22 protein-coding genes are annotated in these 24,481 nt (G+C 67.7%); 14 read left to right on the top strand and 8 right to left on the bottom strand.

Annotation, left to right across the window (positions count from 1 at the left end; all coding sequences use genetic code 11):
• Window positions 1–3: 3 nt before the first annotated feature.
• Window positions 4–633: a TetR/AcrR family transcriptional regulator gene (locus G6N61_RS19645; RefSeq protein ID WP_163920123.1), complete on the top strand. Its 630-nt coding sequence runs from the start codon at window positions 4–6 to the stop codon at window positions 631–633.
• Here G6N61_RS19645 and G6N61_RS19640 read toward each other — a convergent pair.
• The 3 genes from G6N61_RS19640 to G6N61_RS19630 form a co-directional block, all read right to left on the bottom strand.
• Window positions 630–2,630, bottom strand: a complete 2,001-nt coding sequence (locus G6N61_RS19640) for an OPT family oligopeptide transporter (protein WP_163920121.1) — start codon at window positions 2,628–2,630, stop codon at window positions 630–632. The genes G6N61_RS19645 and G6N61_RS19640 overlap by 4 nt on opposite strands.
• Window positions 2,631–2,728: 98 nt before the next feature.
• Window positions 2,729–3,580 (bottom strand): HpcH/HpaI aldolase/citrate lyase family protein, encoded by an 852-nt coding sequence (locus tag G6N61_RS19635; protein ID WP_163920119.1) that lies wholly within the window; start codon window positions 3,578–3,580, stop codon window positions 2,729–2,731.
• A 93-nt stretch (window positions 3,581–3,673) separates the two neighbouring features.
• Window positions 3,674–4,057, bottom strand: coding sequence for a DoxX family protein (locus G6N61_RS19630; protein ID WP_163920117.1), 384 nt, complete (start codon window positions 4,055–4,057; stop codon window positions 3,674–3,676).
• 80 nt (window positions 4,058–4,137) lie between these two features.
• Between G6N61_RS19630 and G6N61_RS19625 the strand changes: the two genes are divergently transcribed.
• Complete coding sequence (locus tag G6N61_RS19625) at window positions 4,138–5,010, top strand: sigma-70 family RNA polymerase sigma factor (protein WP_163920115.1); 873 nt, start codon at window positions 4,138–4,140, stop codon at window positions 5,008–5,010.
• Window positions 5,011–5,022: 12 nt separating this feature from the next.
• On the opposite strand, the gene G6N61_RS19620 is transcribed toward G6N61_RS19625, so the two are convergent.
• A complete protein-coding gene (locus tag G6N61_RS19620; RefSeq protein WP_264076737.1) occupies window positions 5,023–5,796 on the bottom strand; it encodes a GntR family transcriptional regulator in 774 nt (257 codons plus the stop codon).
• 112 nt (window positions 5,797–5,908) lie between these two features.
• Between G6N61_RS19620 and G6N61_RS19615 the strand changes: the two genes are divergently transcribed.
• Genes G6N61_RS19615 through G6N61_RS19585 form a run of 7 tightly spaced genes read left to right on the top strand, consistent with a single transcriptional unit; the run spans window position 5,909 to window position 13,112 of the window.
• Window positions 5,909–6,697, top strand: a complete 789-nt coding sequence (locus G6N61_RS19615; RefSeq protein ID WP_163920111.1) for an inositol monophosphatase family protein — start codon at window positions 5,909–5,911, stop codon at window positions 6,695–6,697.
• The gene (locus G6N61_RS19610) at window positions 6,694–6,972 is read left to right on the top strand and encodes a hypothetical protein (RefSeq protein WP_163920109.1); all 279 of its coding nucleotides are present in this window, start codon (window positions 6,694–6,696) and stop codon (window positions 6,970–6,972) included. The genes G6N61_RS19615 and G6N61_RS19610 overlap by 4 nt, the downstream gene beginning before the upstream one ends.
• A gap of 1 nt (window position 6,973) precedes the next feature.
• Window positions 6,974–8,530 carry a sodium:solute symporter family protein gene (locus G6N61_RS19605; protein ID WP_163920107.1) on the top strand — a complete coding sequence of 519 codons (1,557 nt, stop codon included), beginning with the start codon at window positions 6,974–6,976 and terminating at the stop codon, window positions 8,528–8,530.
• Entirely contained in the window at window positions 8,527–9,774 is a 1,248-nt protein-coding gene (locus G6N61_RS19600; RefSeq protein WP_163920105.1) for a M20 family metallo-hydrolase, read from the top strand. Before G6N61_RS19605 ends, G6N61_RS19600 begins: the two co-directional genes overlap by 4 nt.
• Window positions 9,771–11,180, top strand: a complete 1,410-nt coding sequence (locus G6N61_RS19595; protein ID WP_163920103.1) for an amidase — start codon at window positions 9,771–9,773, stop codon at window positions 11,178–11,180. The genes G6N61_RS19600 and G6N61_RS19595 overlap by 4 nt, the downstream gene beginning before the upstream one ends.
• Before the next feature lies 1 nt (window position 11,181).
• Window positions 11,182–12,141, top strand: a complete 960-nt coding sequence (locus G6N61_RS19590; RefSeq protein ID WP_163920101.1) for an aminoglycoside phosphotransferase family protein — start codon at window positions 11,182–11,184, stop codon at window positions 12,139–12,141.
• The gene (locus G6N61_RS19585) at window positions 12,138–13,112 is read left to right on the top strand and encodes a choline/ethanolamine kinase family protein (RefSeq protein WP_163920099.1); all 975 of its coding nucleotides are present in this window, start codon (window positions 12,138–12,140) and stop codon (window positions 13,110–13,112) included. The genes G6N61_RS19590 and G6N61_RS19585 overlap by 4 nt, the downstream gene beginning before the upstream one ends.
• Here the strand turns inward: G6N61_RS19585 and G6N61_RS19580 are convergent.
• Window positions 13,099–14,529, bottom strand: a complete 1,431-nt coding sequence (locus G6N61_RS19580; protein ID WP_163920097.1) for an amidase — start codon at window positions 14,527–14,529, stop codon at window positions 13,099–13,101. The genes G6N61_RS19585 and G6N61_RS19580 overlap by 14 nt on opposite strands.
• Window positions 14,530–14,624: 95 nt before the next feature.
• Window positions 14,625–15,644 (bottom strand): aldo/keto reductase, encoded by a 1,020-nt coding sequence (locus tag G6N61_RS19575; protein ID WP_163920095.1) that lies wholly within the window; start codon window positions 15,642–15,644, stop codon window positions 14,625–14,627.
• Between the two features lie 112 nt (window positions 15,645–15,756).
• Here G6N61_RS19575 and G6N61_RS19570 point away from each other — a divergent pair, with 112 nt between their 5' ends.
• A complete protein-coding gene (locus G6N61_RS19570) occupies window positions 15,757–16,338 on the top strand; it encodes a TetR/AcrR family transcriptional regulator (RefSeq protein WP_235887193.1) in 582 nt (193 codons plus the stop codon).
• Window positions 16,339–16,352: 14 nt separating this feature from the next.
• Here G6N61_RS19570 and G6N61_RS19565 read toward each other — a convergent pair whose 3' ends face one another.
• Window positions 16,353–17,201 carry a class I SAM-dependent methyltransferase gene (locus G6N61_RS19565; RefSeq protein WP_235887656.1) on the bottom strand — a complete coding sequence of 283 codons (849 nt, stop codon included), beginning with the start codon at window positions 17,199–17,201 and terminating at the stop codon, window positions 16,353–16,355.
• Between the two features lie 110 nt (window positions 17,202–17,311).
• On the opposite strand from G6N61_RS19565, the gene G6N61_RS19560 reads away from it, so the two are divergent.
• The 3 genes from G6N61_RS19560 (at window position 17,312) to G6N61_RS19550 (ending at window position 20,338) form a co-directional block, all read left to right on the top strand.
• Window positions 17,312–18,130, top strand: a complete 819-nt coding sequence (locus G6N61_RS19560; protein WP_163920091.1) for a class I SAM-dependent methyltransferase — start codon at window positions 17,312–17,314, stop codon at window positions 18,128–18,130.
• The gene (locus G6N61_RS19555; RefSeq protein ID WP_198339308.1) at window positions 18,127–19,104 is read left to right on the top strand and encodes a phytanoyl-CoA dioxygenase family protein; all 978 of its coding nucleotides are present in this window, start codon (window positions 18,127–18,129) and stop codon (window positions 19,102–19,104) included. Before G6N61_RS19560 ends, G6N61_RS19555 begins: the two co-directional genes overlap by 4 nt.
• A gap of 64 nt (window positions 19,105–19,168) precedes the next feature.
• Window positions 19,169–20,338, top strand: coding sequence for a lycopene cyclase family protein (locus G6N61_RS19550; protein WP_235887192.1), 1,170 nt, complete (start codon window positions 19,169–19,171; stop codon window positions 20,336–20,338).
• 36 nt (window positions 20,339–20,374) lie between these two features.
• Here G6N61_RS19550 and G6N61_RS19545 read toward each other — a convergent pair whose 3' ends face one another.
• Complete coding sequence (locus G6N61_RS19545) at window positions 20,375–23,842, bottom strand: indolepyruvate ferredoxin oxidoreductase family protein (RefSeq protein ID WP_163920087.1); 3,468 nt, start codon at window positions 23,840–23,842, stop codon at window positions 20,375–20,377.
• 130 nt (window positions 23,843–23,972) lie between these two features.
• Between G6N61_RS19545 and G6N61_RS19540 the strand changes: the two genes are divergently transcribed.
• A complete protein-coding gene (locus tag G6N61_RS19540) occupies window positions 23,973–24,473 on the top strand; it encodes an Lrp/AsnC family transcriptional regulator (protein WP_163920085.1) in 501 nt (166 codons plus the stop codon).
• The last annotated feature ends 8 nt before the right edge of the window (window positions 24,474–24,481 follow it).

Below are 24,481 nucleotides of genomic sequence, written 5' to 3'. Positions count from 1 at the left end.
ATTATGAGAACAGATCGGTCCGGGGATGACAAGGGACCGAGCCGCCCGTCTGCAGGACGTCCGCGCGACGGCAAGATCGACGCCGCGATCGTGCAAGCCACCCGTGACCTGTTACTCGAATCGGGCTACACCGCGCTGTCGCTGTCGGCCATCGCGGCTCGCGCCGGGACTACGACCGCGGCCATCTACCGGCGCTGGTCGGGCAAGGCGCAACTGGTGCACGAGGCGATCCTGCCCGCCGAAGTCATGGCCATGCCGAGTGCCTCTGGAGACGTCGAGGGCGACATCCGGGCCTTGGTCGAGGCGACGCGCATGATGTTCGACCGTCCGGAGGTCCGCATCGCCCTGCCGGCGTTGATCGCCGACACCGTCGCCGATCCGGACGTGCACAGCAGGATGACCTCGCGTTTCGCAGAGAGTCTCGCGACGTTCCGAACCAGGATGGACCCGGGGTCCGATCCAGGTGGCGACGACGGCGACCTGCCGATGCTGGCCGAGGTCGTCGTCGGCAGCGCGATCTTCCGCATCATCGTCAGGCACGACGCCCCACTGGACGAAGCGTGGGTGGACGATCTGACCAAGCTGATCAGCTCGGGCTGGACGTCACTGTCGCGGGGTCAGGCACCCCGCTAGGGGTTCCGATCACCCGCCGTCACCGGCGAATTCGCGTACCGCCGGGTCCACTTGTAGAGACCGGCGATGACGGCGACGAACAGGACGACACCCAGGATCTCGGCCCAACTCGCGAACCCTTCGCCAACCAGGGCGAGCGGTGCATCGCTTCCCGAGGACGCGACGATGCCCGCGAACACCACGCCGAACAGGCTCTCGCCGACGATGAGGCCGGTTGCCATCAGCACGCCGAGCCGCTTCTTCTGCTCCACGTCACCACCCGCGCGTTCAGACCACTTGTCGTAGTACCGGCCAAGCAGCGCGCCGATGGGGATGATCAGCGTGAGCGACATCGGCAGGTACATCCCCATTCCGACCGCCAGCGGCGGCAGAGCGAACCTCGTACTGCGCTTCAGCAACTCGTCGACGAGGATGACCACCGCACCGATGGCGGCACCGAGCCCCAGCAGACCCCAGTTCAGGTCGCCACCGAAGACGCCCTTCGCAAGCGACGAGATCAACGCCGCCTGCGGTGCGGCCAACGCGTTCTCCCCTGCCCCTGGCGCACCGATGAAGCCGAACGCGGTGTTGAGCAGGCCGAGTACTGGCGGGATGACGAGCCCGCCGAAGACGACGCCGATCACCAGCGCGACCTGCTGCCGCCATGGCGTCGCGCCGACGAGCTGGCCGGTCTTGAGGTCCTGCAGATTGTCGTTCGAGATGGTGGCGATGCCGAACACGATGGCGGTGGCGAACAGCGCGTAGGCCACCAGCCCGAGCGTCTGGGCCGGATCGTCGCTACGGCCGTGGACGAGCACCAGCACCAGCGACGCGATGACGACGACCAGGATGCCCAGACCCGAGATCGGGCTGTTGGAGGAGCCGATCAGACCGGCCATGTATCCCGCGACCGAGGCGAGCACGGCGCCGATCACCACGACGAACAACAGGGTCACGACGATCGTGAGCGGGCCCTTCCCGGCGATCTCCGTGCTGTCGAGGAACCACCACAGCAGCAGCCCGATCGGCAGGAGCGACACGGCGATCGTGCCGCCGACGATCCAGATCGGGAGATCGCGTTCGACCAGCTCGAGCCGTTCCCCGCCGCGGCGCGCACGGCTGGAGACGGCCGCGGCCCGGATGCCCCGGACGATGGGGCCCACGATCTTCAACAGCGTCCAGATCGCCGCGATGGCAATCGCACCGGCGCCGACGAATCGCACGTCGGTCGAGAACGTGCTCGACACGATCTCGGAGACGTCGGCGCCGCTGGGAATGTCGTTCCACGTCAGCGTGGGAAGCAGCACGAAGTAGGAGATCACCAGTCCGACGATCATCGCGAAGCCGACGGTGACGCCGACGAGATGGCCGACGCCGATCAGTGCCAGCGACAGGCTGGCACCAACCGTGGACCCGCCCGCGCCGATGCGGAAGTACGTGGAGACGTCGCTCAAGATGGCCTTGGTCGCGGCGAGCAGGGAGAAGCCCGCTGCCACCAGCGAGCCCGTCAGGATCGCGCGCAGACTCCGCCGGTTGCCCTCGCCACCGTCCTCGGCAGCCTCGCCGACCTTGAGCACCTCGGCGGCAGCGACGCCCTCCGGATAGGGCAGGTCCGATCCGGTGACCAGCGCGCGACGGAGCGGCACCGAGTACATGACGCCGAGGACTCCGCCGACGATGCACACCGCGACCGTGATCCAGTACGGGAACCCCGTCCACCAGCCGATCATGATCAGTCCCGGCAGGACGAAGATGATCGCGGCGAGGGTGCCTGCGGCTGACGCGATCGTCTGCACGATATTGTTCTCGAGGATCGTGTGTCCACGGAAGTAGCGCAGTATCGCCATCGAGATGACCGCCGCCGGAATGGCGGTGGCGAAGGTCAGTCCCACCTTCAAGCCGAGATAGACGTTGGCCGCGGTGAAGACGAGCGTGATGACGCCACCGAGCACCACACCCCGGACGGTGAGTTCACGAATCGACGGGGCAGTCGCCTCCACGTCATCCAGCTTGGCCATGGCCATCTCCCACCCGAGTAGTGGTTCGAACGTCGCAGCGGCGCTGCACGCCCGGGAGATGTTAGTTGGCGGTCACGCTCCGCTCAGCACAACGCCACTCAGGCGAGGCCCAGCTTTTCCGCGAGGTCCAGCACGGCTTCGGCGCGCGCCCGCGTGGGGCCGACGCTGCCGTCGTACGCCCCGGTGGGCGCGTCCAGGCGAGCGAGCGTGGCCCGCGCCTCGTCGATGTCGAGCGGGGACGGGCTCAGCAAACTGTTGATCGTCTCGGCGTGGGCGAGGTCCAGACACAACCGTCCGGTCATCCCGGCGGCCTTGGCAACCGCGGTTTCCCGTGCGAGGTGGCGCGTCTGATCGCGCAGGGTCGGTCCGTCGATCGGGGCGGGCAATCCCGCTGCGCGGCTGGCGATCACCAGCCGGGCGCGTGCGTACGCGAGCACCGTCGGGTCGGCGCTCATCCCGGTGTCGCGACGAAAATCCCCGACGCCGAACGCGATTCGAGAGCAGCCCGGTGTCCGTGCGATGTCGGACGCGGATTCCAGGCCCAGCGCGGACTCGATCAACGCCACCATCGGCGTGCCGGCTGGCAACCGTTCAGCGGTTGCGGCGACGTCGTCGGGGGATTCGGCCTTGGCCAGCATCACGCCGGCGAGCCCCGGCGCATCGGCCAGCGCGGCCAGGTCGGCCGCCCACTCGGGCGTGCTCCAGCTGTTGATTCGCACCCAGGCCGACGAACCACCGTGGAGCCACTCAGCGACCGCTCGGCGACCGGCAGGCTTCTGCGCGTCGGGCAGTCCGTCCTCGATGTCGAGGACGACAGCGTCGGCGCTGCCGGCGGTCGCTGCGTCGTAGGCATCGGCGCCGTCCGGAATGCCCGGCTGCAGCAGCCAGGTTCGGGCCAGTGACCAGTGCGGCTTGCGGAGTTGCTCCGCTGCCTGCGGCGAAACGGTCACGTGATGCCCTTCGATCGGTGGTGTCCCATCCATCGTGGGACCTCGGCAGCCGTACCGCCAGGTTGTGCACATTTAGTTCACGCACCCGCCGATTCACGCCAAGGGTTCGACGGCCAATCTTCCCCATGCGACGAAGGCGAAGGCGCCGATGAAGAGGACGTCGCCGAGCAGGTAGCCCCATTCACTTCGGCGGAATCGCGTGGTCGCGGCGCCGGCCATGAACAACATCAGGCCGGCCGCCGCGAACGGCACCAGAACCGGCGCGACGCTTCCCAGCGCAGGAACGACCAGTCCGAGTGCCCCGACCAGCTTGATGGATCCGATTGCCTTGAGGTGCCCGGGAGTGAAGTCGTCGACCCAGTGCTGGTTCGCCCCGAGCGCGCGATACCGGGTCCTGCTCATCAGGAGCAGGCTGGCGCCCCCCGCCGCGAAACCGACGGCGAGCGCCCCGGCAACGATCCAAAGTGCTGTGTTCATTCTCCCGCTCCCTGTGGTTACCTCAGTCCGTGCGGACTCGTCAGGGGTAATGACGGATTCCGCTGAAGCGAGGTAACGACGTGACCGATGAGGTCGGCAACGAGCAGCTGTTCGAGTCGCACCGGGAACGCCTCCTGGCGATTGCCCACCGGGTTCTCGGCTCGCACGCCGATGCCGAGGACGCGGTTCAAGAAGCGTGGCTGCGGTTCTCCCGGCAAGACGCCGAAGCCATCGACAACCTCGGTGGCTGGCTCACGACGGTGGTCGGGCGCATCTGCATCGACATGTTGCGCTCCCGCGCAGCCAGACACGAGGTCGCCTTCGACGACGGCTTCCCCGAACTCGTCGTGACCGAGGACGTCGATGCACCGGAACAGTCCGCCGTCCTGGCCGACCTGGTCGGCGTCGCCCTGTTGACGGTGCTGGGTTCGCTGAAGCCGGAGGAACGGTTGGTGTTCGTCCTGCACGACATGTTCGCCGTTCCCTTCGCCGACATCGCCACGATCGTCGGCAGGTCGGTGGGGGCGACGAAGATGGCCGCCAGCCGCGCTCGACGCAAGGTGCAGGAGGCGCCGACGATCACCGCCTCCCGCAAGGTCCTTCAGGAGCAACGGGCCGTCGTCGATGCATTCCTGCGGGCCGCCCGAGACGGCGACTTCGACGCCCTGCTCGACGTGCTGGCACCAGACGTCACGTGGGAACACCACACACCACGCGGACTGACCGTCACGGTCGGTTCCGCCGCCGTCACCGATGCAGTGCGACGCGGCGGAAGCGCACACGTGACCGCTCGGCGCGTCCTGGTCAACGGGAAACCTGGCATCGCGGCATGGGGCGCCAGGGGCAAGCCGGTGAGCATCATGGTGTGCACCGTGGCCGACGGACGGCTGACGGCCATGACCTCGATCGTGGACCCCGCGCGCTTGGCGACGTTGGAGCTGCCTGGGCCGTGACCACGGCAGTCGTCACATCCGGCGTGCGGTGACCGGCGAGTGAGACCGCACGTGGAGGCGGGTGCGGTCGGCGCGGAACAGGTCGACGGAGTACTCCACGGCACGGCCATACTGGTCGTGGCCCGTACGTTCCAGTTTGAGCACCGGTGTCCCAGCCGGCTGACCGAGCAACTCGCCCTCGCCGCTCGAGACACCTGCGATCTCTATGGACTCGTCGGCTACGCAGATTTGAACGCCGAACTGCGCCAACAGAGTGCGATAGACCGACTTCATCCCGGTCCGCAGCACACCGGCCAGCTCCATCCGCAGGTACATCTGTTCCAGGGACAGCGTCTCGCCATCCGCATGCCGCAGCCTCAGCAGAGAGACGACCGGTTCGGCTTCCTCCAGTTTCAGAGCGCACCGGACTCCGGGCGGTGCCGGCGCCAGCTCAGCGCTGATCACGGTGGTGCCATCGCGAAATCCCTGCTCGTGCAGTATCTCTGGGATCCCCTTCACGGTGTTCAGACTGCGCAGGATGCTCTTGCTGCGGCAGAATGCCCGCGCCGACTGCGGCGCGGCAACCTGGGTGGCCACATTGGTCAGGTAGGCGCCGCCGGCGCGGCCCCTCACCCGACGGATCACCCCATCCTCCTCGAGCAGATCGAGCGCCTTGCGCACCGTGGTGCGCGATGTCTCCAAACGCTGCGCCAACACCCGTTCGGTCGGCAACCTTGGCTCACCCCGGAGGGCGAGTTCCTCGGCGAGTCGCCGCAGCGCTACGTGCGCCTGCTCGAGTAGAAGCATGGCCCGGAACATACCCCCGACGCACTGCCTGGCCACCTGGCGATCGAAGTGTTACATGGGCTTAACGCGCGCCGGGACGAACCAGAAATGGTCTAGCCGCACCGTTGGTCCGATGAGCGACGACCGCGCCGAACGCATCAGGCTCGCTCTCGACCTGGCGGCAGTGGCCGGCACGATGTCGCAGCGATACTTCGCCGACGGCGACCTGGCGGTCCACACCAAGGGAGACGGCACCCCGGTCACGGTGGCCGACCGCGAGATCGAGCACGCAATGCGCACGGCGGTCTCCACCGACTTCGGCCGTGACGGGTTCGTCGGCGAGGAGTTTCCCGACACCGCCGGTGACTCCGGCTACCGCTGGATCGTCGATCCAATCGACGGGACGAAGTCGTTCATCCGTGGAGTCCCCCTGTACGCCAATCTCATCGCGTTGCAGGAGGGTGACGAGATCGTGTTCGGGGTCATCAATCTGCCCAGCGCCGGGATCACCGTCCACGCGGAGCGGGGCAAGGGATGCTGGCGCAACGGGGTGCCTGCCCGGGTCTCGACCTGCGCCGACCTCGACGGCGCCTACGTCATGGCGACGTGGCTGGAGGACTGGGAGCCCGGAGTCTTGGAGGGTTTGAGGGCCCAAGGCGTGGTGCTCCGAACGTGGGGCGACGCGTTCGGCTACGCCATGGTGGCCAGCGGAGACGCCGATGCTGTGGTCGACTACACCACACAGCCCTACGATCTGGCACCGATGCCGGTGATCATCGAGGAGGCCGGTGGCCGGTTCACCAGCCTCGATGGGCAGCGAATGTTCGACGGTGGCAACGGGATTGCCAGCAATGGGCTGATCCACGAGACTCTGCGCTCGTACGTGACGGCCCCACTACCACGACAAGGAGTTCGGCTGTGAAGGCCTTCATCCTGGGACTCGGCCGACGGTCCATCGTCATCTTCTTTGGGACGTTGTATGCCGCCGCACTGCTGTTCGCTCTGTTCCCGCCGCTCTATCTATGGGGCAGCGGCATGCGGTTCCAGATTCTTGGGATCCCCTTCGCGATCATGTACTGGATCATCGACGCCGTCGTGCTGGGGCTGACCCTGACGGCGTTCTACATCGTCGAAGACATCCGCGGCGAACTCGACGACGACTCGCTCGAACCACTCGCAGAGGGCCTCGGAGGCTGACATGTGGATCATGCTCGCAATGCTGGCTGCGTTCTACGCGATCGTCATCGTCATCTTGTATGTCACACAGCAGAAGACGGCGCCGACCTTCGACGAGTACGCCGTGGGCGGTCGGAGCTACGGGCCCTGGTACGTGGCGATGAGCTACGTCAACTCGTGGTGGCCTGGCTCGACGTTCATCGCCTTCTTCGGGCTGGCGACCGGTGCCGGCGTCTTCGGCCTGTACGGATTGGCCTACTCGAGCCTCGGCGTGGCAATGATGTACTTCATGGCCACCCGCGCCTGGCGCTGGGGCAAGAAGTACGACCTGCGTTCTCAGCCCGACCTGCTGGGCAAGCGATTCGACTCCCCCGCGGTACGGATCGTGGCCAGCGTGATCGGCATCGTGTCGCTGTTCCCCTGGGTCGTCCTCGGAATGCAAGCGCTGGGAACGGTCTTCGAACTCGCCAGTGACGGTGCGTGGTCGGTCACCACCTGCTTGATCGTGGGACTAGCGGTCATCCTCATCCGGCAGTACTGGACCGTCCGGATGGGCATGCGCGGTCTGATCATGACCGACGCCTTCCAGGGCACCGTGGCATACGTGTTCTCGGCCATCCTGTGCGTGGTGCTGCTGTCTGGAGTCGCGGGCAGCCCGATCAGCATCGGCGACCTCAACGACGTCGCCGACAAGTACCTGGTGCTGCCGGGTGACGGCGACAAGTACGGGCCCCTCTACATTTTCGCGCTGATCTTCACCGGGGTGGTCGGATCACTGTGCTGGCCAACCAGTTTCCAGCGCATCTACACCGCCTCCAGCGTGCGGTCGGTCAAGTCCGGCACGCTGTGCACGGTCCTGATCTCCGGTGTCTTCTACACGCTGCTGATGTTGGTCGGGATCGCGGCGACGGTCATGCCCGACGTCGCCGACAGTCCGCAGGCGGGCTGGTTCACGATCATGAGCGACTACGGCGGCACCTGGCTGCTCGGACTTGGCATCACCATCGTCTTCGCCGCCTCCATGGGCCACATCGACGGCAGCGTGCAGGTCTGCGGTCTGCAGATCGCCAACGATTTGGTCAACACCACGAAGCGTCCATTGACGGACAAGCGGCTGACCCAGGTCGCGAAGACCTCGATGCTCGTCTTCATGATCGCCGCCGGCGTGGTTGCCTACGCGACGTTCAACATGACACGGCTGCAGTTGCTGGCTCAGATTTCCTACCAGGGGGTCATTCAGCTGGCCGTGCCGCTGTTCTTGGGCATCTTCTGGCGGGGCGGCAACAAGCAGGGCGCGGTCGCGGGCATGGTGTCGGGATTCTTGGTGGCGATGGTGTTGACCTGGGTCTATCCCGACGACATTCGGTGGCTCGGCAGCCTGACCGGCGGTATCGTCGGCCTGGTGGTCAACCTGGTGGTGTTCCTGGCGGCGGCCGCGCTGGTCACGTCCGACGACGCCGACAAGGCCCGGGTGAACGACATGTTCGAGGCCGCGAAGACCAAGATGCGCGTCGCGGCTCCGATTCCCCCTGTGTCATTGGAGGACCAGGCCGCCGAGTTGGCCGACGAGCCGCGATGAGCACGGGCCTCACCGACGCCACGTTCCTGACCGACTTCGCCGAGCTGTCCGCGATCGGCGCAACCCCAGTTGGCGGTGTGGACCGGGAAGCGGCCACCGACGCCGACGGCAGGGCACGGGACTGGCTGCGCGCCTGGTTCGTCGAGCACGGCCTGCAGTGTCGGGTCGACGCCGTCGGAAACATGTTTGGCTGCGCCGAATTCGCGCCGGACACGCCTTACGTGCTGCTCGGATCGCACCTGGACAGCCAACCGACGTCGGGTCGCTTCGACGGCGCCTACGGGGTGCTGGCCGCGGCCTATGCCGCGGTGCTGGTAGCCGACCGGCCGGACGCCGCGCGGTACAACGTCGCCGCAGTCAACTGGTTCAACGAGGAGGGTTCGCGTTTCTCGCCAAGCCTCATGGGCAGCGCAGTGTACGTCGGGAAGATGTCTGCCGACGCCGTCCTCGACACCGTAGGTAAGGACGGGTCGTCGGTCCGAGATGCGCTGCGTCACATCGGATATCACGGTGGCGACGTTGCCCCGAGGGCCAACTGCTACGCCGAGATACACATCGAGCAGGGCCGCACCCTCGTCGACGAGGGTCTCGACGTCGGCGTAGTGACGTGCAACTGGGCTGCTTACAAGTACTCGATCACCGTGCATGGTGAGCAGTCCCACACCGGGGCCACCCACATGCGATACAGGCGGGATGCGCTGGTCGCCGCCAGCGAGGTGGTGCTGGCCGTCCGTGCAGTGGCCGACGAGTTCGGGCCCGATACGGTGCTGGGTTCGGTTGGCCGGTTCACGGTGGAACCCAACTCGCCGGTCGTGGTGCCCTCGCGCGTCCGCTTGGCGGCGGACCTGCGTGCCTTGGAGGCGGAGACGGTAGAGGCTGCACACGCCCTGTTCCTCGAACGCGTCGCAGAGATCGAGCAGGCCGGCGACGGCCACGTCGAGATCGAGAGCGCCGCCTTCCGCCCGTCAACCCGCTATCAGGACTCCGGCATCGCGCTCGCCGGGGCCGTCCTCGACGACCTCGGGCTGCGGTGGCGCACCCTGCCCACGATGGCCGGTCACGACTCGGTGAACCTCAAAGACGTGGTACCGACGGTCATGCTGTTCATCCCCAGCGTTGACGGCATCTCGCACAACGAGCGCGAGTACAGCACTGATGCCCATCTGCTCGCCGGCCTGCACACCCTGACTGCCACCGCTGCGCGCATGGCCGCCGGGGCACTCGAGGGAGCCCACGTCCCGTGATCGACGAGATCCTCGATCTTCCAGCGGAATCGGTGCGTCAGGCGTACCGCGGTGGCACCCTTAGCCCCGTCGACGTCCTAGACCGCACCCTGGCACGCATCGAGACCCGCAACCCCACCATCAACGCGTTCGCCTACGTGGACACCGCAGGCGCCCGGAACGCCGCGCAGGCCTCGAGCCGCCGCTGGGACTCGGGCACGCCGCTGAGTCCGTTGGACGGTCTGCCCGTGACCATCAAGGACAGCGTGCACGCGGTCGGTACCCCGTGGCGGCACGGTTGCGCTGCCAACGCCGACCTCCCCGACTCGACGTTCGATGCCCCGCCCGCCGCCCGGCTCAAGGAGGCCGGGGCGGTGATCGTCGGCAAGACCACGATGCCCGACTTCGGCATGATGGCCGCCGGCGTGAGTTCGCTCTATGGCGTCACCCGAAACCCATGGAACCCGTCCCGCAACACCGGCGGCTCCAGCGCGGGCGCAGGCGCATGCCTCGCATCGGGCATCGGATTCTCAGCGGTGGGCAGTGACATTGCAGGATCCGTGCGACTGCCCGCCGGGCACTGCGGGTTGGTAGCGCTGAAGCCCACTCAGGGCCGCATCCCCCACACCGCCCCGTCCACGATGCGGTCGGCCGGACCGATGGGCCGCACCGTCGATGACGTGCTGGACATGTACGACGTGCTGACCGGTGCCGATCCCCGCGACCTGTGGAGCCTTCCGCCGGAGACCACGCCGCTCGCTCGGGAGCCGCTGTCGCCGATTGGACTTCGCATCGGCCTGCTGACCACTCTCGGCACTTCCTCCGGCGTCGAGGACGCGGTGTCCGCGGTGCTGGCCGACGCCGCGGCGGCGTTGGCCGACGGCGGCGCGGACGTCTCGGTCATGGCGCCAGTCTTCGCCGATGACCCGTACCCCGCCCTGGACCGGTTGTTCCAGGTGCGCGCGGCCGCCGAACTCCAATCCATTCGAGCCGACCTGCGCGAGTTGGTGCACCCGGCCATCCGCGACTGGTGCGGCCCCGGCGCAGGTCTGTCGGCGACCGACTTCGCCCGCGACGGAGAAGCGGTCGCGCGCTCAGCCGAACTCATGCGTGCCGCCTGCGCCGGATTCGACTACGTGCTCGCCCCCGTCATACCGACGGTGGGCTTCCCGGCCGAGGACTGCGGCCTCGATCCGTCGCAGCCGTTGGGCCACTGCGGTTTCACGGCCTGGTTCAACCAGACCGCGCAGCCGGCTGCGGCACTGTGCTTCGGTTTCAGCGACGGCATGCCCGTCGGCATCCAGGTGGTCGGTCCCCGCTTCGCCGACACCGAGGTCCTGCGTCTGACGAAGTGGCTGGAGGGTAGGCGTCCCGTCGCGATGGCGTGGCCGGAACCCGTCGCGGCACAACCACCTGGAGGCAACTGAAATGGTCTCTCCATCCACACCCACCATCCTCGGCCCGCTGCGATCTCTTGGCCTGTTCACTGATACGACGATCAACGCCGACGCCACCCCCACGATGGCCAGCCCGAGTTGGTGGGGTGCGGACTCCGAGTGCTTCGACGTCCGCGCCGAAGCCGCCGACGGTGAGGCGGAAACTCCGTCGACCGCCTTCGTGAAGTCGATGATCGGGCACGCCGTCGCGTACGTCGACGTCGCGCAGGCGTTTGCGGCCGCCACCGAAGCCGGTGAACTCGGCGTCGGACCGGCGGTCTACGCGTCGGACGCCGCGGCCGGAATCCTGGTGTCGGAGAACCTCGTCGACAGCGCCTCAACGGCCACCCTGAACGTCTTCGACGACGACGCGCAGCTCGAACGGCTGGTCGCGCTGCGCACCCGGGTGCACGAATTCGAGTCGATCAACCGCAGGGCCACGGTGTTCGAGGACGTCCGCACGCTCACCAACCTGGCCGTGGCCAACGCCGTCGCCCTACCCGCCGACTTCGACTGGATGACGCGAATTCTGGCGATGGCCGAGAAGCGCATCGCGGCGACCGGCTTCGACACCGTCCCTTGCCATGGCGACGGCAACGTCTCCAACGTCCTGCTCGCCGACGACGGCCGAATGCTGCTGGTGGACTGGGACGTCGCTGCGGTAATGGACCCTCTGCAGGACCTCGGTGTCCTTCTGGCCGAGGTGCGCCCCTTCGACTCGAGCGCGCGGCAGGCATTCGAGTCGGCGTGGGGCAGCTTCGATCAAGCCCTGTTCGACCGGGCGCGGGTCTACGGGGTCGTCGACTGCGTGCGCTGGGCTTTGATCGGCGCCTATGCGGACGCCGCGCGGCCGGGCACACTCGAATACTCGAAGCTGTCCGACTGGCAGTTCGTACGCGCGCGAGCCGGACTGAACGACATCCACTTCCACGATCGCCTGAGGAACCTGTGACCGGCACCGATACCGTTCGCGACACCACCGGGAACCGACTCGTCGGCGGCGCCCGCAACGAGGCCGAGCGCAGTGTCGAGGCAGCGCTGACGGCCATCGAGCCATGGCGGGGCAAGCGACTGGAATACGCCCCCGTGCTGGGCGGGCTGCAGAACAGCAACTGGCGAATCACCGTCGAGGGCACCGACACTCGTTACTTCCTGAAGATTCCCGGCGCCGGCAGTGAGACGTTCATCGACCGCGCGCTGGCCAACGAGGCCGCGCGTCGCGCCGGCGAGCTGGGGATCGGCCCCGAACTGGTCCACTTCGACGCCGGCACCGGCGTCGAGGTCATCGAGTTCCTGGAGGGGTACCGCGCCTGCACCAACGGCGACTTCAAGGACGTCGCGATCCCCCGCCAGATCATCGACATCTATCGCGTGCTGCACTCCGGTGAACTGCTGACGGTCACGAAGACCATGTTCGACATGGTCGACGAACACCTCGCCCAGGCCAAGGACCTTGGCGTACGGCTGCCCGAAGACGCCGAACTGATCCTCGGCGAGTATCAGGTGGCCAAGGAGGCGCTGCTGGCCTCCGGGCTGGACCTCGTTGCCTGCCACAACGATCCGATGCCCGGCAACTTCCTGGTCGCTCCCGGCGAGCCGATGAAGCTCGTGGACTACGAATTCGCGTCGAACAACGAACGTGCCTACGAATTGGCGCTGCTGACCACCGAGATGTTCTACACCGAGGAACGCATCAACGAACTGGTAGAGGCCTTTTACGGCCGGACCGACTTCGGCTTGGTGGCCCGAGTGCAAGTATGCGGTGCGCTGGCCGACGTCAAGTGGGGACTGTGGGCGTGTGTGAACCAGCAGCTGAGTTCGTCGTGGGACTTCGACTATCACAAGTACGGCTGCTGGAAGCTGATGCGCGCGCGGCTCAAGATGACCGATCCGCGTTGGCCGTTTTGGCTCAAGGCGCTGTAGCGAGAACGGGTTTGGCGTCCGCCCAGGGACGCGCTGCCTCGTAGTTCGCCGCTGCGCGCAGCACGGCGGCATCTGCGCGATGCGGGCCGGCGATCTGCAACCCGACCGGCCGACCATCGACGGTGAACCCGGCAGGGACCGTGATGGCAGGAGTCGTGGTCATGTTGAACGGGTAGGTCAGCAGCCACCCGAGCAGCTGCCGTTGCAACGACTGACCGTCGAGCCAATCGGGCGCGAACCTCTCGAGAGGGAACGTGGGCGACGCCAGGGTGGGGCTGACCAGGATGTCGTAGGTGCGCATGAATTGACTGAAGGTATCCCACATTCGGCCGCGATAGGCTTCTGCGCGGCCGATCTCCATGGCCGTCAACGTCTCGGCCTGGGCGAAGATCTCGATCAGATTGTCGTCAACCCGGCCCCGCTGCGACTTCCAATCGAGCACGTCGTACTCACAGGAGTAGCCCGGCACCCACAGTCCCTTCCACATGGCCTCTTCGGGATTGCCCCAGTCTGGAGTCGCCTCCTCGACCACGGCGCCGAGGGTCTCGAAGGCCCGCACTGCGTCGGCGCACACCGCGACCACTTCCGGGTCGACGTGCCCGAGGCCCAGGTTCGGAGACCAGGCCACTCGCCAGCCGCTGACGTCACCCTCGATGGCTGCGGCATAGTCGATCCCGTCGGACGGAACGCTGTTGGGGTCGGAGTCCGATGGTCCGGCCATCACCGAGAACATGAGGGCGGCATCGGCGACGGTCCGCGCGATCGGTCCGTGGAAGACGTGGGTGTAATGCCGTCCGTCGAGAAGCGTGTGCGGGATGCGACCGAGCGACGGCTTGAAGCCCACGACGCCGCACATCGCAGAGGGAATGCGCACCGAACCCGCGCCGTCGGCACCCTCGGCTAGCGGGCCCAACCCGGCCGCGACCGCCGCGGCGGCGCCGCCGCTCGACCCACCGGCGGTGTGGCCATGGCGCCAGGGGTTCTGCGTGGGGCCGTAGAGGTGGCTGTCGGTGCCACCGTAGTAGCCGAATTCGGGTGCGTTCGTCTTGCCGAGGAACAGGCCGCCCGCGTCCTTCAACCGGGTGACCACCGTGGCGTCCCGCGTACCCACCCCGCCTGCAAGCGGTTTCAGCGACGAGTCGAAGGGCAGTCCCGCCATCGAGGTCAGTCCCTTGATCGAGAACGGCACTCCATGCAGCGGTCCACGGGGCCCGCCATCAGCCAATTCCCGATGCAGCGTGGTGGCATCCGCCATGACCTGTTCGCGGTCGAAGTGAACGTAGGCGTTCAACTCGGGATTGACCGCCTCGATGCGTTCGACGAACGCGGCTGCGATCTCCGTGCTGGAGATCGAACCGGCCTGAACGGCTTCGGCGAGCGCGGTAGCGGGGGTCCAGCACAGTTCGGAGTCGGCCACGAGTACAGCCTAAGAGGCAACTCGATCCACCGCTCGGTGACGGAATCGCTTGCGACCGCGAGCCGATCCGAGACTTCCTTCATGCTGACGCACCGTCAGGCTGCGGCGCGCTCGGCCAGCGGACGTCGACGGAGCTGCGTCTTCGAGACGCCTGGCGGCACGTACGCCTGGTCCAGTTCCCCGACATCGGTACCCGGGGGCACGATCTCGTCGATCCGGTCCAAGACGTCATCGGTGAGGATGACCTCCACTCCCAGGAGGAGGTCGTCGAGATGCCCCATGGTGCGAGCACCGAGCAGGGCACTGGTGATACCCGGATGCGAGACGGCGAAAGCCATCGCGAGATGGGTGATCGGCAACCCGACCTCGGCAGCGAGGTGGAGCAGCTGCTCCACGGCACCGAGTCGTCTCTCGTCGCCGAACACCGAGTTGAATTGCGCGCGAATCACATCGGTGTCATGGCCGCGACGCACTCGGCCCGTGAGCATGCCTTGCCCGAGCGGCCCCCATGCCAAGACGCCCATGCCGTACTGCTGGGCAACGGGAAGGACTTCCCGCTCGATGCCGCGATTCAGGAGCGAATAGGGCGACTGCTCGGTGCGCAGCCGCCTCAGGCCGTGGCGCTCCGCAATCCAGTGCGCCTCGACGATGTTCGATGCGGGCAGCATCGACGTTCCAAAGGTGCGAATCTTCCCTTCCCGGACGAGGTCCGTCAGCGCGGACAGCGTTTCCTCCATGTCGGTGTCGGGGTCGGGACGTTGGAGTTGGTACACGTCGATGTAGTCGGTCTGCAGGCGGCGCAGCGATTTCTCGACCGCCGTCGCGATCCACCGGCGAGATGCACCCCTGTGGTTGGGTTCGTCACTGTTGGGTAGACCGAATTTCGTTGCGAGGACCACGTTGTCGCGGCGGCCCTTGATGGCCCGACCGACGACCTGTTCGGAGTCGCCGTACGCGTCTGCAGTGTCGATGAGATTGATGCCGGCATCGAGGGCCTTGTGAATGATCGCCATCGACTCGGAGTCGGTGTTTCCCATCTGGGTGGCGAACATGAGCGCCCCGAGCCCGTATGGGCTCACGTTGATGCCGGTTCGGCCAAGGGTGCGGTACTTCATCTCGTACTCCCATCCACGAGGTGCTCACGGCCCCGTACACTCCTCGAAACGGAATACCGTTCCGTCTAGTCCGACGATACGGAAAGTCATTCCGGTTCGCAAGGAGGTAGCCGTGCCAGGTGATTCGGTGGCTCCCGAGTCGGCTCGTCGACCGCGTATGGACGCGCAGCGGAACCTCGTGGCTCTGCTCGACGCCGCGAAGACGGTGTTCGCCACCGCGGGTGTCAGTGCCCCTGCGAAGTCGATCACCGATCTGGCGGGCGTGGGCGTCGGCACGCTCTACCGACACTTCCCTCGGCGCTCAGACCTCATCGTGGCCGTGCTGCGGCAAGAGGTCGACGACTGCGTTGCAGCCGCCGTTTCACTTGGCGCGACACTCGAGCCGTTCGACGCGCTGTGCGCGTGGGTCGAGCGGTTCACGACGTTCGTCGGCACCAAGCAGGGCCTCGCGGAAGCACTTCATTCAGCCGATCCAGCCTACGAAGGCTTGCCCTCGTCGCTGCTGGATTCACTCGTCCCGGCACTGGGCGGCATCCTCGACCGAGGCGCCGCGTCTGGCGCCATCCGATCCGATGTCACCGCACGCGACATCCTGGTGAGCGTCGCACTGCTCTGCCAACCGGTTCCTGGCGAGGACGACTCGTTCAACGAACGGGTCGTCCGACTGTTCGTGGATGGACTCCGTGCGCGATAGCCGCCACCCTGGACTCAGGGCACCCGGCTGATCAGGACGTCAACCGGGTGGGGCAGAACACCGGGCCTGCCCGGCAGGGAGATCTCGCGCAGGTAATCGAGCAACTGCCCGCGCGCGTCGAAATCCAGTGCACGCGAACGGGCTCCGATGAGGAAATCCAACACGGCCTCTCCGCGGCCGAGCGGATCCTCGAGCGCATCGCGGGCGTCGAGGCGTCCCACGATCGTCTCGGTACGGGTGCGCAGCGCACGCGACTCGAGTTCGGCACTGACGTCCTCGGCGAACCACGGCTTGAGACCCGCCCACGGGCACAGCATCTCGGTCAGCACGCAGAGCGGTTGTAGGGGCGCGATCGCGGTGACGAGGAGACCGCCGGGCCTGACCATGCTTACGGCGTGGTCGAGAGCCATCGCCAGGTCGGCGACGTAGTACAGCGAATGCACGAAGTGCACCAGATCAGCGGGATGGCCCGCATCGTGATCGGCCAGCTCACCGATGACGACGGTGGGCGTGAGTGAATCGGCGTCGAGTGCGTTCAGCCGAGAGGCGAATCGAGCAGCCGACGGTGGATGAGGTTCGACGCCGGTGTAGCGCACGCGACGACCGTTGCGGGCGAGCGCGGCGGCGAGCGGCGCATCGACACTTCCGTCGCCGACGCCGACGCCGACCACCCGCACCGGATCGCAGTCGCCAAGCATGGGCGGTAATGCCGTGGCCAGCCATGTCTGCAACCGTGGCCGCTGGTCGCTGGCCGCCTCGTAGATCGCGTGCGTGTGGGCGTACCGCTCGGGCGACAGTGCAGGCAATGCCGGTCGATCGAGGATCCGCGCCCGTAGTCCATCGAGGGGCAGGGGCGGCCCCATCACTGTCACCGACGCCAGTGTTCCTCGAAAAGCCGGTCTAACGGTCCGATAATCAAGACCGACACCGTTGCGTAAGAATCGCCCTCTTCGTTCCGTGGTTGGCTTGAGCGATGTCTCGCCCCGATACCGCTGCGCGCAGTTTGGACCACTGGAGTGAAGCAGGCCGATCGGGGATGGAGGCGTTCTACGCGCTGGCCACCGAGGATTACCGGCAGCTCGTCGCCGCCCGGCCGTGGGCCGCCGACCTGAGCGGCCATGCCGTCGACGGCCGCGTGCGACTGCTCGACGTGGCCTGCGGGAGCGGGAAGTTCCCCACCGCATTGCTCGCCGGGGGATTGCCAGATCGACCCGTCGTCGAGGTCGACCTGTTGGACCCGTCGGCGTTCAGCATCGCGGAGGCCCGCGCGGTCCTTGCTCCCCCATTCGTCGCGGCGGGCGAGCACGAGGTGTTCCTGCAGGACTTCTCCGGCACGGGCTACGACGTCGCCTGGGCCACCCATGCGCTGTACGCGCTGCCGCCCGCCGAGCTGGCCGCCGGCGTCGCGAGGATGGTCGCGGCGCTCCGGCCGGGCGGGTTCGGGGCCGTCGCGCAGGCGTCATCGCGTTCGCACTACCTGACCTTCTACGACGCATACCGCGCCTCGTTCGCTCCCGAGGCCACGCCATACACCGACGCCGAAGGCGTTACCGAGGCTCTGCGTGCAGCGGGTGCGCCGGTCGAGGTTCAGGTGCTGCACTACCGCACGGGGACATCCGATCGGGAAGTCGCCGAGGGTTTCCTGCAACGGTGCGCGTTCGACGACTCGGTGTCCTTGGACGAGATGGAGGCCAGCGAGGCGCTCGGCGGCTATCTCGCAGGGTGCCGGGACGCCAACGGCGCGTACGAGTTCGAGCACGAAGCTCACCTGATCATCTGGCAGCAAGCGTGATTCGGAACCCGCACCTGTCCGAGACCACCGCGGCGGGCACCGCGTCCGACGTTGCCGTCGAGTGGGATCGCGGCAACGACCAGTGGTGGGATTGGTACATGTCGCTGGCCGACGGTCCCGTGCCCGACGGCCCGTTCGTCGATCCGCCGCCGCACGATCCCGGGCCGCTGCCGTCGGACGACGAAGTGGCCGCCGAATTGGCCGAGCCCTATCCGGTCACAGCAGACCAGATCCAGCAGTTTCAATCGGACGCGTTCATCAAGCTGCCGGGCGTCTTGACCCCCGGCGCCGTAGAGCGGCTGCGGGCCCGGCTGCGCGAGATGCTCGACGAAACCGTCGATCCCACAGTCGGTTTCCAGAGCCGCGAGATGATGTGGCTGGAGGACGACCTGGTGCGCGCCGCGGTGCTGTCGCCGCGCATCGGGGGGATCAGCGCGGCGCTGCTCGGTACGCATCAGGTGCGGCTCTATCACGACAACGCACTGTCCAAGGAACCTGGCGCCGGCCGCACGCCGTGGCACTACGACGCCCACCACTTCCCGCTCGACTCCCCCGACGTGCTGACGGCGTGGATCCCGCTGCAGCCCACCCCCCGCGACATGGGTCCACTGGCGTTCGCCCGTGGTGTCCACGTCGGGCAGCTGGTCGAGCACCTCGCGTTCGACAAACACGGCACGTCGTACGACCGAGGAGTGTCGGAAACCCTTCGTGCACACGATGTTCACGTGGAGGATGGGCCGTTCGCAGCGGGCGAGGTGAGCTTCCATGCCGCCAGCTGCTTCCACACCGCAGGCGCGAATCTGACCACCGCCGCCCGCGTCGTGCTGGCCACGACGTACTTCGCCGACGGCACCCGGGTGGTGCCCAGCCCGACCATGGTCAGCGGCGACTGGCGCAAGTTCATCCCCGGTGCCGAGCCGGGACACGTGGTGGCGAGCGCGCGCAACCCGCTGCTGGCGCGCCCGGGACGCTAGCTCCGTCGGCCGGGGCGGCGGGTCCGTGCACGAGATCCGATGGGCACGGGGCACGATGGGACGAATGGACGTCTTGGTGGTGGGCGCCGGGCCCGCCGGGTTGGCCATGGCCGGGGCCTGCGAGCGTCTTGGGCTGACCACCGGGTTGCTGGACCCGTCCCCCACGCGGCCGTGGATCGCGACCTACGGGATGTGGAGCCGAGAGCTGCCCGCCGACTTCCCCGACTCCGTGGTCGCCGCCCGCGCCGCCGGCCGGGCGATCGCACTCACCGAGCACGACCTGGGGTGGGAGTACGCCGTCCTGGACGTGCCCGCCCTGCAGGCACACCTCACCGACCGACTGACCGGCGTTCGAATCCACGCCGGACGCGCGGTCGGCTCGCCCGAGCCCGGCGTCGTCGCCCTAGCCGACGGATCTGAACTGCGAGCCTCGGTCGTCATCGACGCCGGTGGCGGGGCGCGTCCCTTGGACCCCAACCCGTCGAACCGGGCGCCTGCCGAACAGACCGCGTACGGTCTCATCCTCGACGAGGACGCAGCCGCGCCGCTGGTCTCCGCCGGCGACGCGCTCTTCATGGACTGGCGCACCGACCACGGCGAAACCGGCTGGCCGACGTTCCTGTACGTCATACCGCTCGGCGGCGGACGAGTGCTGGTCGAGGAGACCTCGCTCGCGCGCCGTCCGGGGCTGCCGCTGTCGACGCTGCGACGACGGCTCCTCGCCCGGCTGGCCCATCACGGCGTCCATCCCCAGAGTGACGTGCGTTCGGAGAAGGTGCTGTTCCGAGTGGACCATCAGCGACACCGCGGACCAGGCGTGCTGGGATTCGGCGCGGCCGCGCCATTGATCCACCCGGCGACGGGTTTCAGCCTGGCGGCCTCACTCCGCCTCGCCCCCGAGGTGGCCACCGCACTCGCCGCATACCTCCCCGGCGCCCCGGACGAAGCACTCGCGGCCGCCCAGCGAGTCGTCTGGCCCCGCCACGCGCGCGTGGTGCACCGCGTCCGGCGGATCGGCCTGGAGTCGCTGCTGCGAATGCCACCGGACGACGTGCCGGGCTTCTTCGAACAGTTCTTCGCCCTACCCGAACCCCACCGGTGGACCTACCTCACCGCGCGCGACGACATCCGCGGCATCGTCGCCGCGATGAACTGCCTCTTTCGGATCTCCAACGGCCGACTGCGTCGCCACCTCGTCACGTCGGCGATGCGCCGCCCCTTGCAGTCCAACTGACCTTCGACGCCGTCGAACTGCTCGACCGCTGGTCCGTCAATCCCGGAGCAGGGCCGTGTCGACTCCGAGTGCGCTCAGCCGCGCGATGTAGGTCGCGACGTTGCCGAGCTTGACATCTTCGTAGCCGCGAACGAGCTCCGGCGCCGATGCGACCGCGACCGCGGAGTCGAGGGACTCGGCGCTCAGCGAGCCTGCCAAGTCAGCGACCAGCCCCTCGTAGTGGGCGAGGAGCTTGCGCTCGACCTTGCGCACGTGGGCGTACCCGAACGGGTCGAACGGAGTCCCACGCAACACCCGGCCCTTGGCGAGCACGCGGAGCATGCCGTGCGAGCGTGGGCCGAAGCCGATCTTCTTCTTGCGTCCCAACGCCTTCATGGTCGGCGGGTGCAGCATGTAGGTCGCCTTGGTCCCACCGGGCACCTCCGCCTGCAGTGACTCGACGAAGGCCGGATCGGTCAGCATGCGCGCGACCTCGTATTCGTCCTTGTAGGCCATCAGCTTGTGCAGATTGGCGGCCACTGCAGACGAGAAGTCGGTGCGGTCGGTGACCGCCCTTTCGCGGTCCCACACGGAGTCGACGGCCGCGATGTAGCGCGACGCCACCCGCTCGTTCTGGTAGGCAACGAGATTCGCGGCGCACCGTTCGACGATCGTCCGCGTCTCACCGGCCACCGGTGACGCCGCGAGGAGGTGCGTCGGCACCACGGTGTCGCTGCGGCGCGGCACCGTGGCCGCGACCGACACACGACGGAACGCGGCGGGGTCGGCAACGGCCACCCTGCCCCAGCGGAACGCCGCGCGATTGGCGTCGACGGCAACCCCGTTGATCGCGATGGCCTCCTCGATGGCTGCCGCCGGGATGGGCAGCGCCCCAGCCTGATAGGCGGCGCCGATCAACAGGAAGTTGGCCGCCGCGGTGTCGGCGAACAGCGCTCGCGCCGCTTCGAGCGCGTCGAGGGTGATGACGGTGCGGGCCTGCCCGCGCAGCCGGTCGAGCAGGACGTCGTCCTGCGGGTAACTGACCGAGCCGTCGTAGACCATCTCGCCGGTGGGGGTCTTGCTGGTGGAGGCGACGGTGACCGTCCGCGCGGCGTCGCCGTATCCCAGGTTCTTCGCATCGGCGGCGGTGAGCAGGTCGAAGGCGAGGATGCAGTCGGCGTCGCCCTGGCTGATGCGGTTCGATTGCGCGGGAACGACACTCAGCCGCAGATGGGAGGTGACTGGTCCGGCCTTCTGGCTCAGGCCCGTCTGGTCGAGCCCGTGCACGTGTAGTCCGGCGCGCAGCGCGGCCATCCCGAGTACCTGGTTGACCGTGACGATGCCCGTGCCGCCGATGCCGGCGAGGAAGACGTCGTGCACACCGGCGATCGGACGCGTTTCGACGTCGGCCACCCGCGGCGGCACCGGGGTCATCTTCGTCGCGGCCTGCGGCTTCTCGGGCAGTTCGACGGTGACGAAGGACGGGCATTGCCCGTCGAGACAGGAGTAGTCGGTGTTGCAGGACGTCTGATCGATCCGCGTCTTGCGGCCGAACTCGGTGTCCACCGGTTGGACGGACAGGCAGTTGCTCTTGACGCCGCAGTCGCCGCAGCCCTCGCACACGGCCTCGTTGATGACGACGCGGGTCCGCCGCACGGGCAGCGCGCCACGCTTGCGCTTGCGGCGCGCCTCGGCCGCGCACTGCTGGTCGTAGATCAGGACCGTGACGCCCTCGACTTCGCGCAGGAGGCGCTGCGCGTCGTCGAGGCGGTCACGGTGCCACAGCGTGACGCCGGGGGCCAGCGCCGCCCGGCGGTGCCGCTCGGGTTCCTCGGCGCACACGATGATCTTGGCGACGCCCTCCGCGGCGAGCTTGTGGGTCAGCTCGGGCACCGACAGGCCCGCCTCGGCGTCCTGAGCGCCGGTCATCGCCACGGCCGAGTTGTAGAGGATCTTGTAGGTGATGTTGGTCTTGGCGGCGATGTTGGCCTGCACCGCGAGTTGGCCGGAGTGGAAATAGGTTCCGTCACCGATGTTCTGGAAGACGTGCTCGACGTCGGTGTACGCGGCCTGGCCGATCCACTGCGCGCCCTCGCCGCCCATCTGGGTCAGACCCGTGACGTGGGAGTCGGTCCGCGACGACATCGTGACCATGGTGTGGCAGCCGATCCCGCCTGCGGCCAGGGAGCCGGCGGGGACCGCGGTGGAGCGGTTGTGCGGGCAGCCGGAGCAAAAGTAGGCGGTGCGCTTGGTGGGCAGCACCGTGAGGGACAACGGCGGTGGCGGCGGTGCGGCCACCGTCATGCGTTCGGAGAGGATCTTGCGCAGCGGTGACGTCAGGCGAGCCGCGGTCAGCTCGCCGTCGGCCGGAATGAGGGGGCGCCCGTCGAAGTCCCGCTTGCCGACTACGGCTGGGGCGCGGTCACATCCGTAGAGAACGTCCTTGACCTGGAGTTCGACGAAGGCGGTCTTGTCCTCGACGACGAGCACCCGGTCGACGCCTTCGGCGAGTCGGCGCACCTTGGCCGCACCGAGCGGATACGGCATGCCGACGCGCAGGATGCGAATCCCGGCGCTCAGCAGATCTCCCTCGGTGAGGCCGAGGTCGGTGAGAGCCTGCCGCACGGAGTCGTAGGCGGTGCCGACCGCGACGATGCCGAGCCAGGCGTCGGCCGGATCCACCTCGATGGTGTCGATGGGGTTGGCGGCGTTGAAGGCCTCCACCATCGCCCAGCGGGGACCGTAGAGGTCGGCTTCGGCGAGCAGGCTGTCGGCCGGAGCGGCCATGACGCGCTGCCGGTACGTCCAGGGCCGGCCATCCCACTCGATGGTGGGAACGGTGATGTCGAAGTCGGCGAAGTCCCGGTCGAGCGTCCAGAGCCCGTCGGCGACGTCCGCGACGATCTTCAGCGCGGGCCAGCATCCGGATGCCCGGGACAGCGCAACGCCGTACATGCCGAAGGCGACGATCTCCTCGGCGTTGCGGGGGAACAGAATCGGCATCGAAAGTGCTGCCAGTGAGCGCTCGCTCGCGGCGGGGACGGTCGACGACTTCGCAGCGGGATCGTCACCGACGTAGGCCAACGTGCCGCCCGTCGGATGCGCGCCGTACATCGCGGCGTGCCGCAGCGCATCGCTCGCCCTGTCCAGTCCGGGGCCCTTGCCGTACCAGATCCCCACGACACCGTCGTGTGTCCGGCGGCCCTTGGGTAGTTCCTGCTGGCTGCCCCACACCGAGGTGGCGGCGAGTTCCTCGTTCATGCCGGGCACCAGGCGGATGTCGTGTGCGGACGTCACCGTGCCGAGGCTGGCAAGGAGCCTGTCGAGCCCGGCCAACGGGCTGCCCTGATATCCGGAGACGAAGGTGCCGACCCGCTTGCCTGCTCGGCGATCGCGTTCGTGCTGCTCGACCATCTGGCGGGCGATGGCTTGCACACCGGTGAGCAGTACGGGTCCCGAGGACGCCGAGTAGCGGGACGAGAGGTCGAAGTCGACGGAGCGGGGTTTGTCGGCCAGATCGGTCATGACACACCTCCGAGGGTGATCGTTTGGTTGCCTCAAGCGTGCGTCTTGGCTACGCGGCGGTCAACTGATGACCGAACAACAGAGCGAAATGCTCAGCTAGTGACGCCCGTCACGCCCTAAGGTGAGAAGAATGACCAGCTTGGACCGACTCGACCTGGAGATCCTGCGCAAGTTGTCCGACGACGCACGCACCGGAGTCGTGGAACTGTCCTCGGCACTGGGGATATCGCGGAACACCGTGCAGTCACGCGTGCGTCGGTTGGAGGAGTCCGGAGTACTGACCGGCTACCAGCCACGCGTCGATCTCGCCGAGGCCGGGCTGGCCGTGCAGGCGTTCGTCGCGCTCGAGATCAACCAGGTCGGGATGGCGTCGGTCGTGAGCGGACTGGCCCGCATTCCGCAGGTGCTCGAGGTGCACGCGACCACGGGCCGAGAGGACCTCCTGGTGCGAGTGGCCACCGCCACGCAAGCCGAACTCCAGGAATTGGTGGTGCACATCCTCGCAATACCCGGCGTGGTGCACTCGAGCACCACGCTGGCGCTGACCACCCCGTTGCCCTACCGGGTCATCCCGCTACTGGAGGAAGCCACTCGGGATGCCGGGTGGGGTCGCTCGACGCCCAAGCCGTAGTGCGGGAC

This window comes from Mycolicibacterium arabiense, assembly GCF_010731815.2.
Classification (GTDB): domain Bacteria; phylum Actinomycetota; class Actinomycetes; order Mycobacteriales; family Mycobacteriaceae; genus Mycobacterium; species Mycobacterium arabiense.
This window is presented reverse-complemented; position numbering and strand designations above follow the sequence as displayed.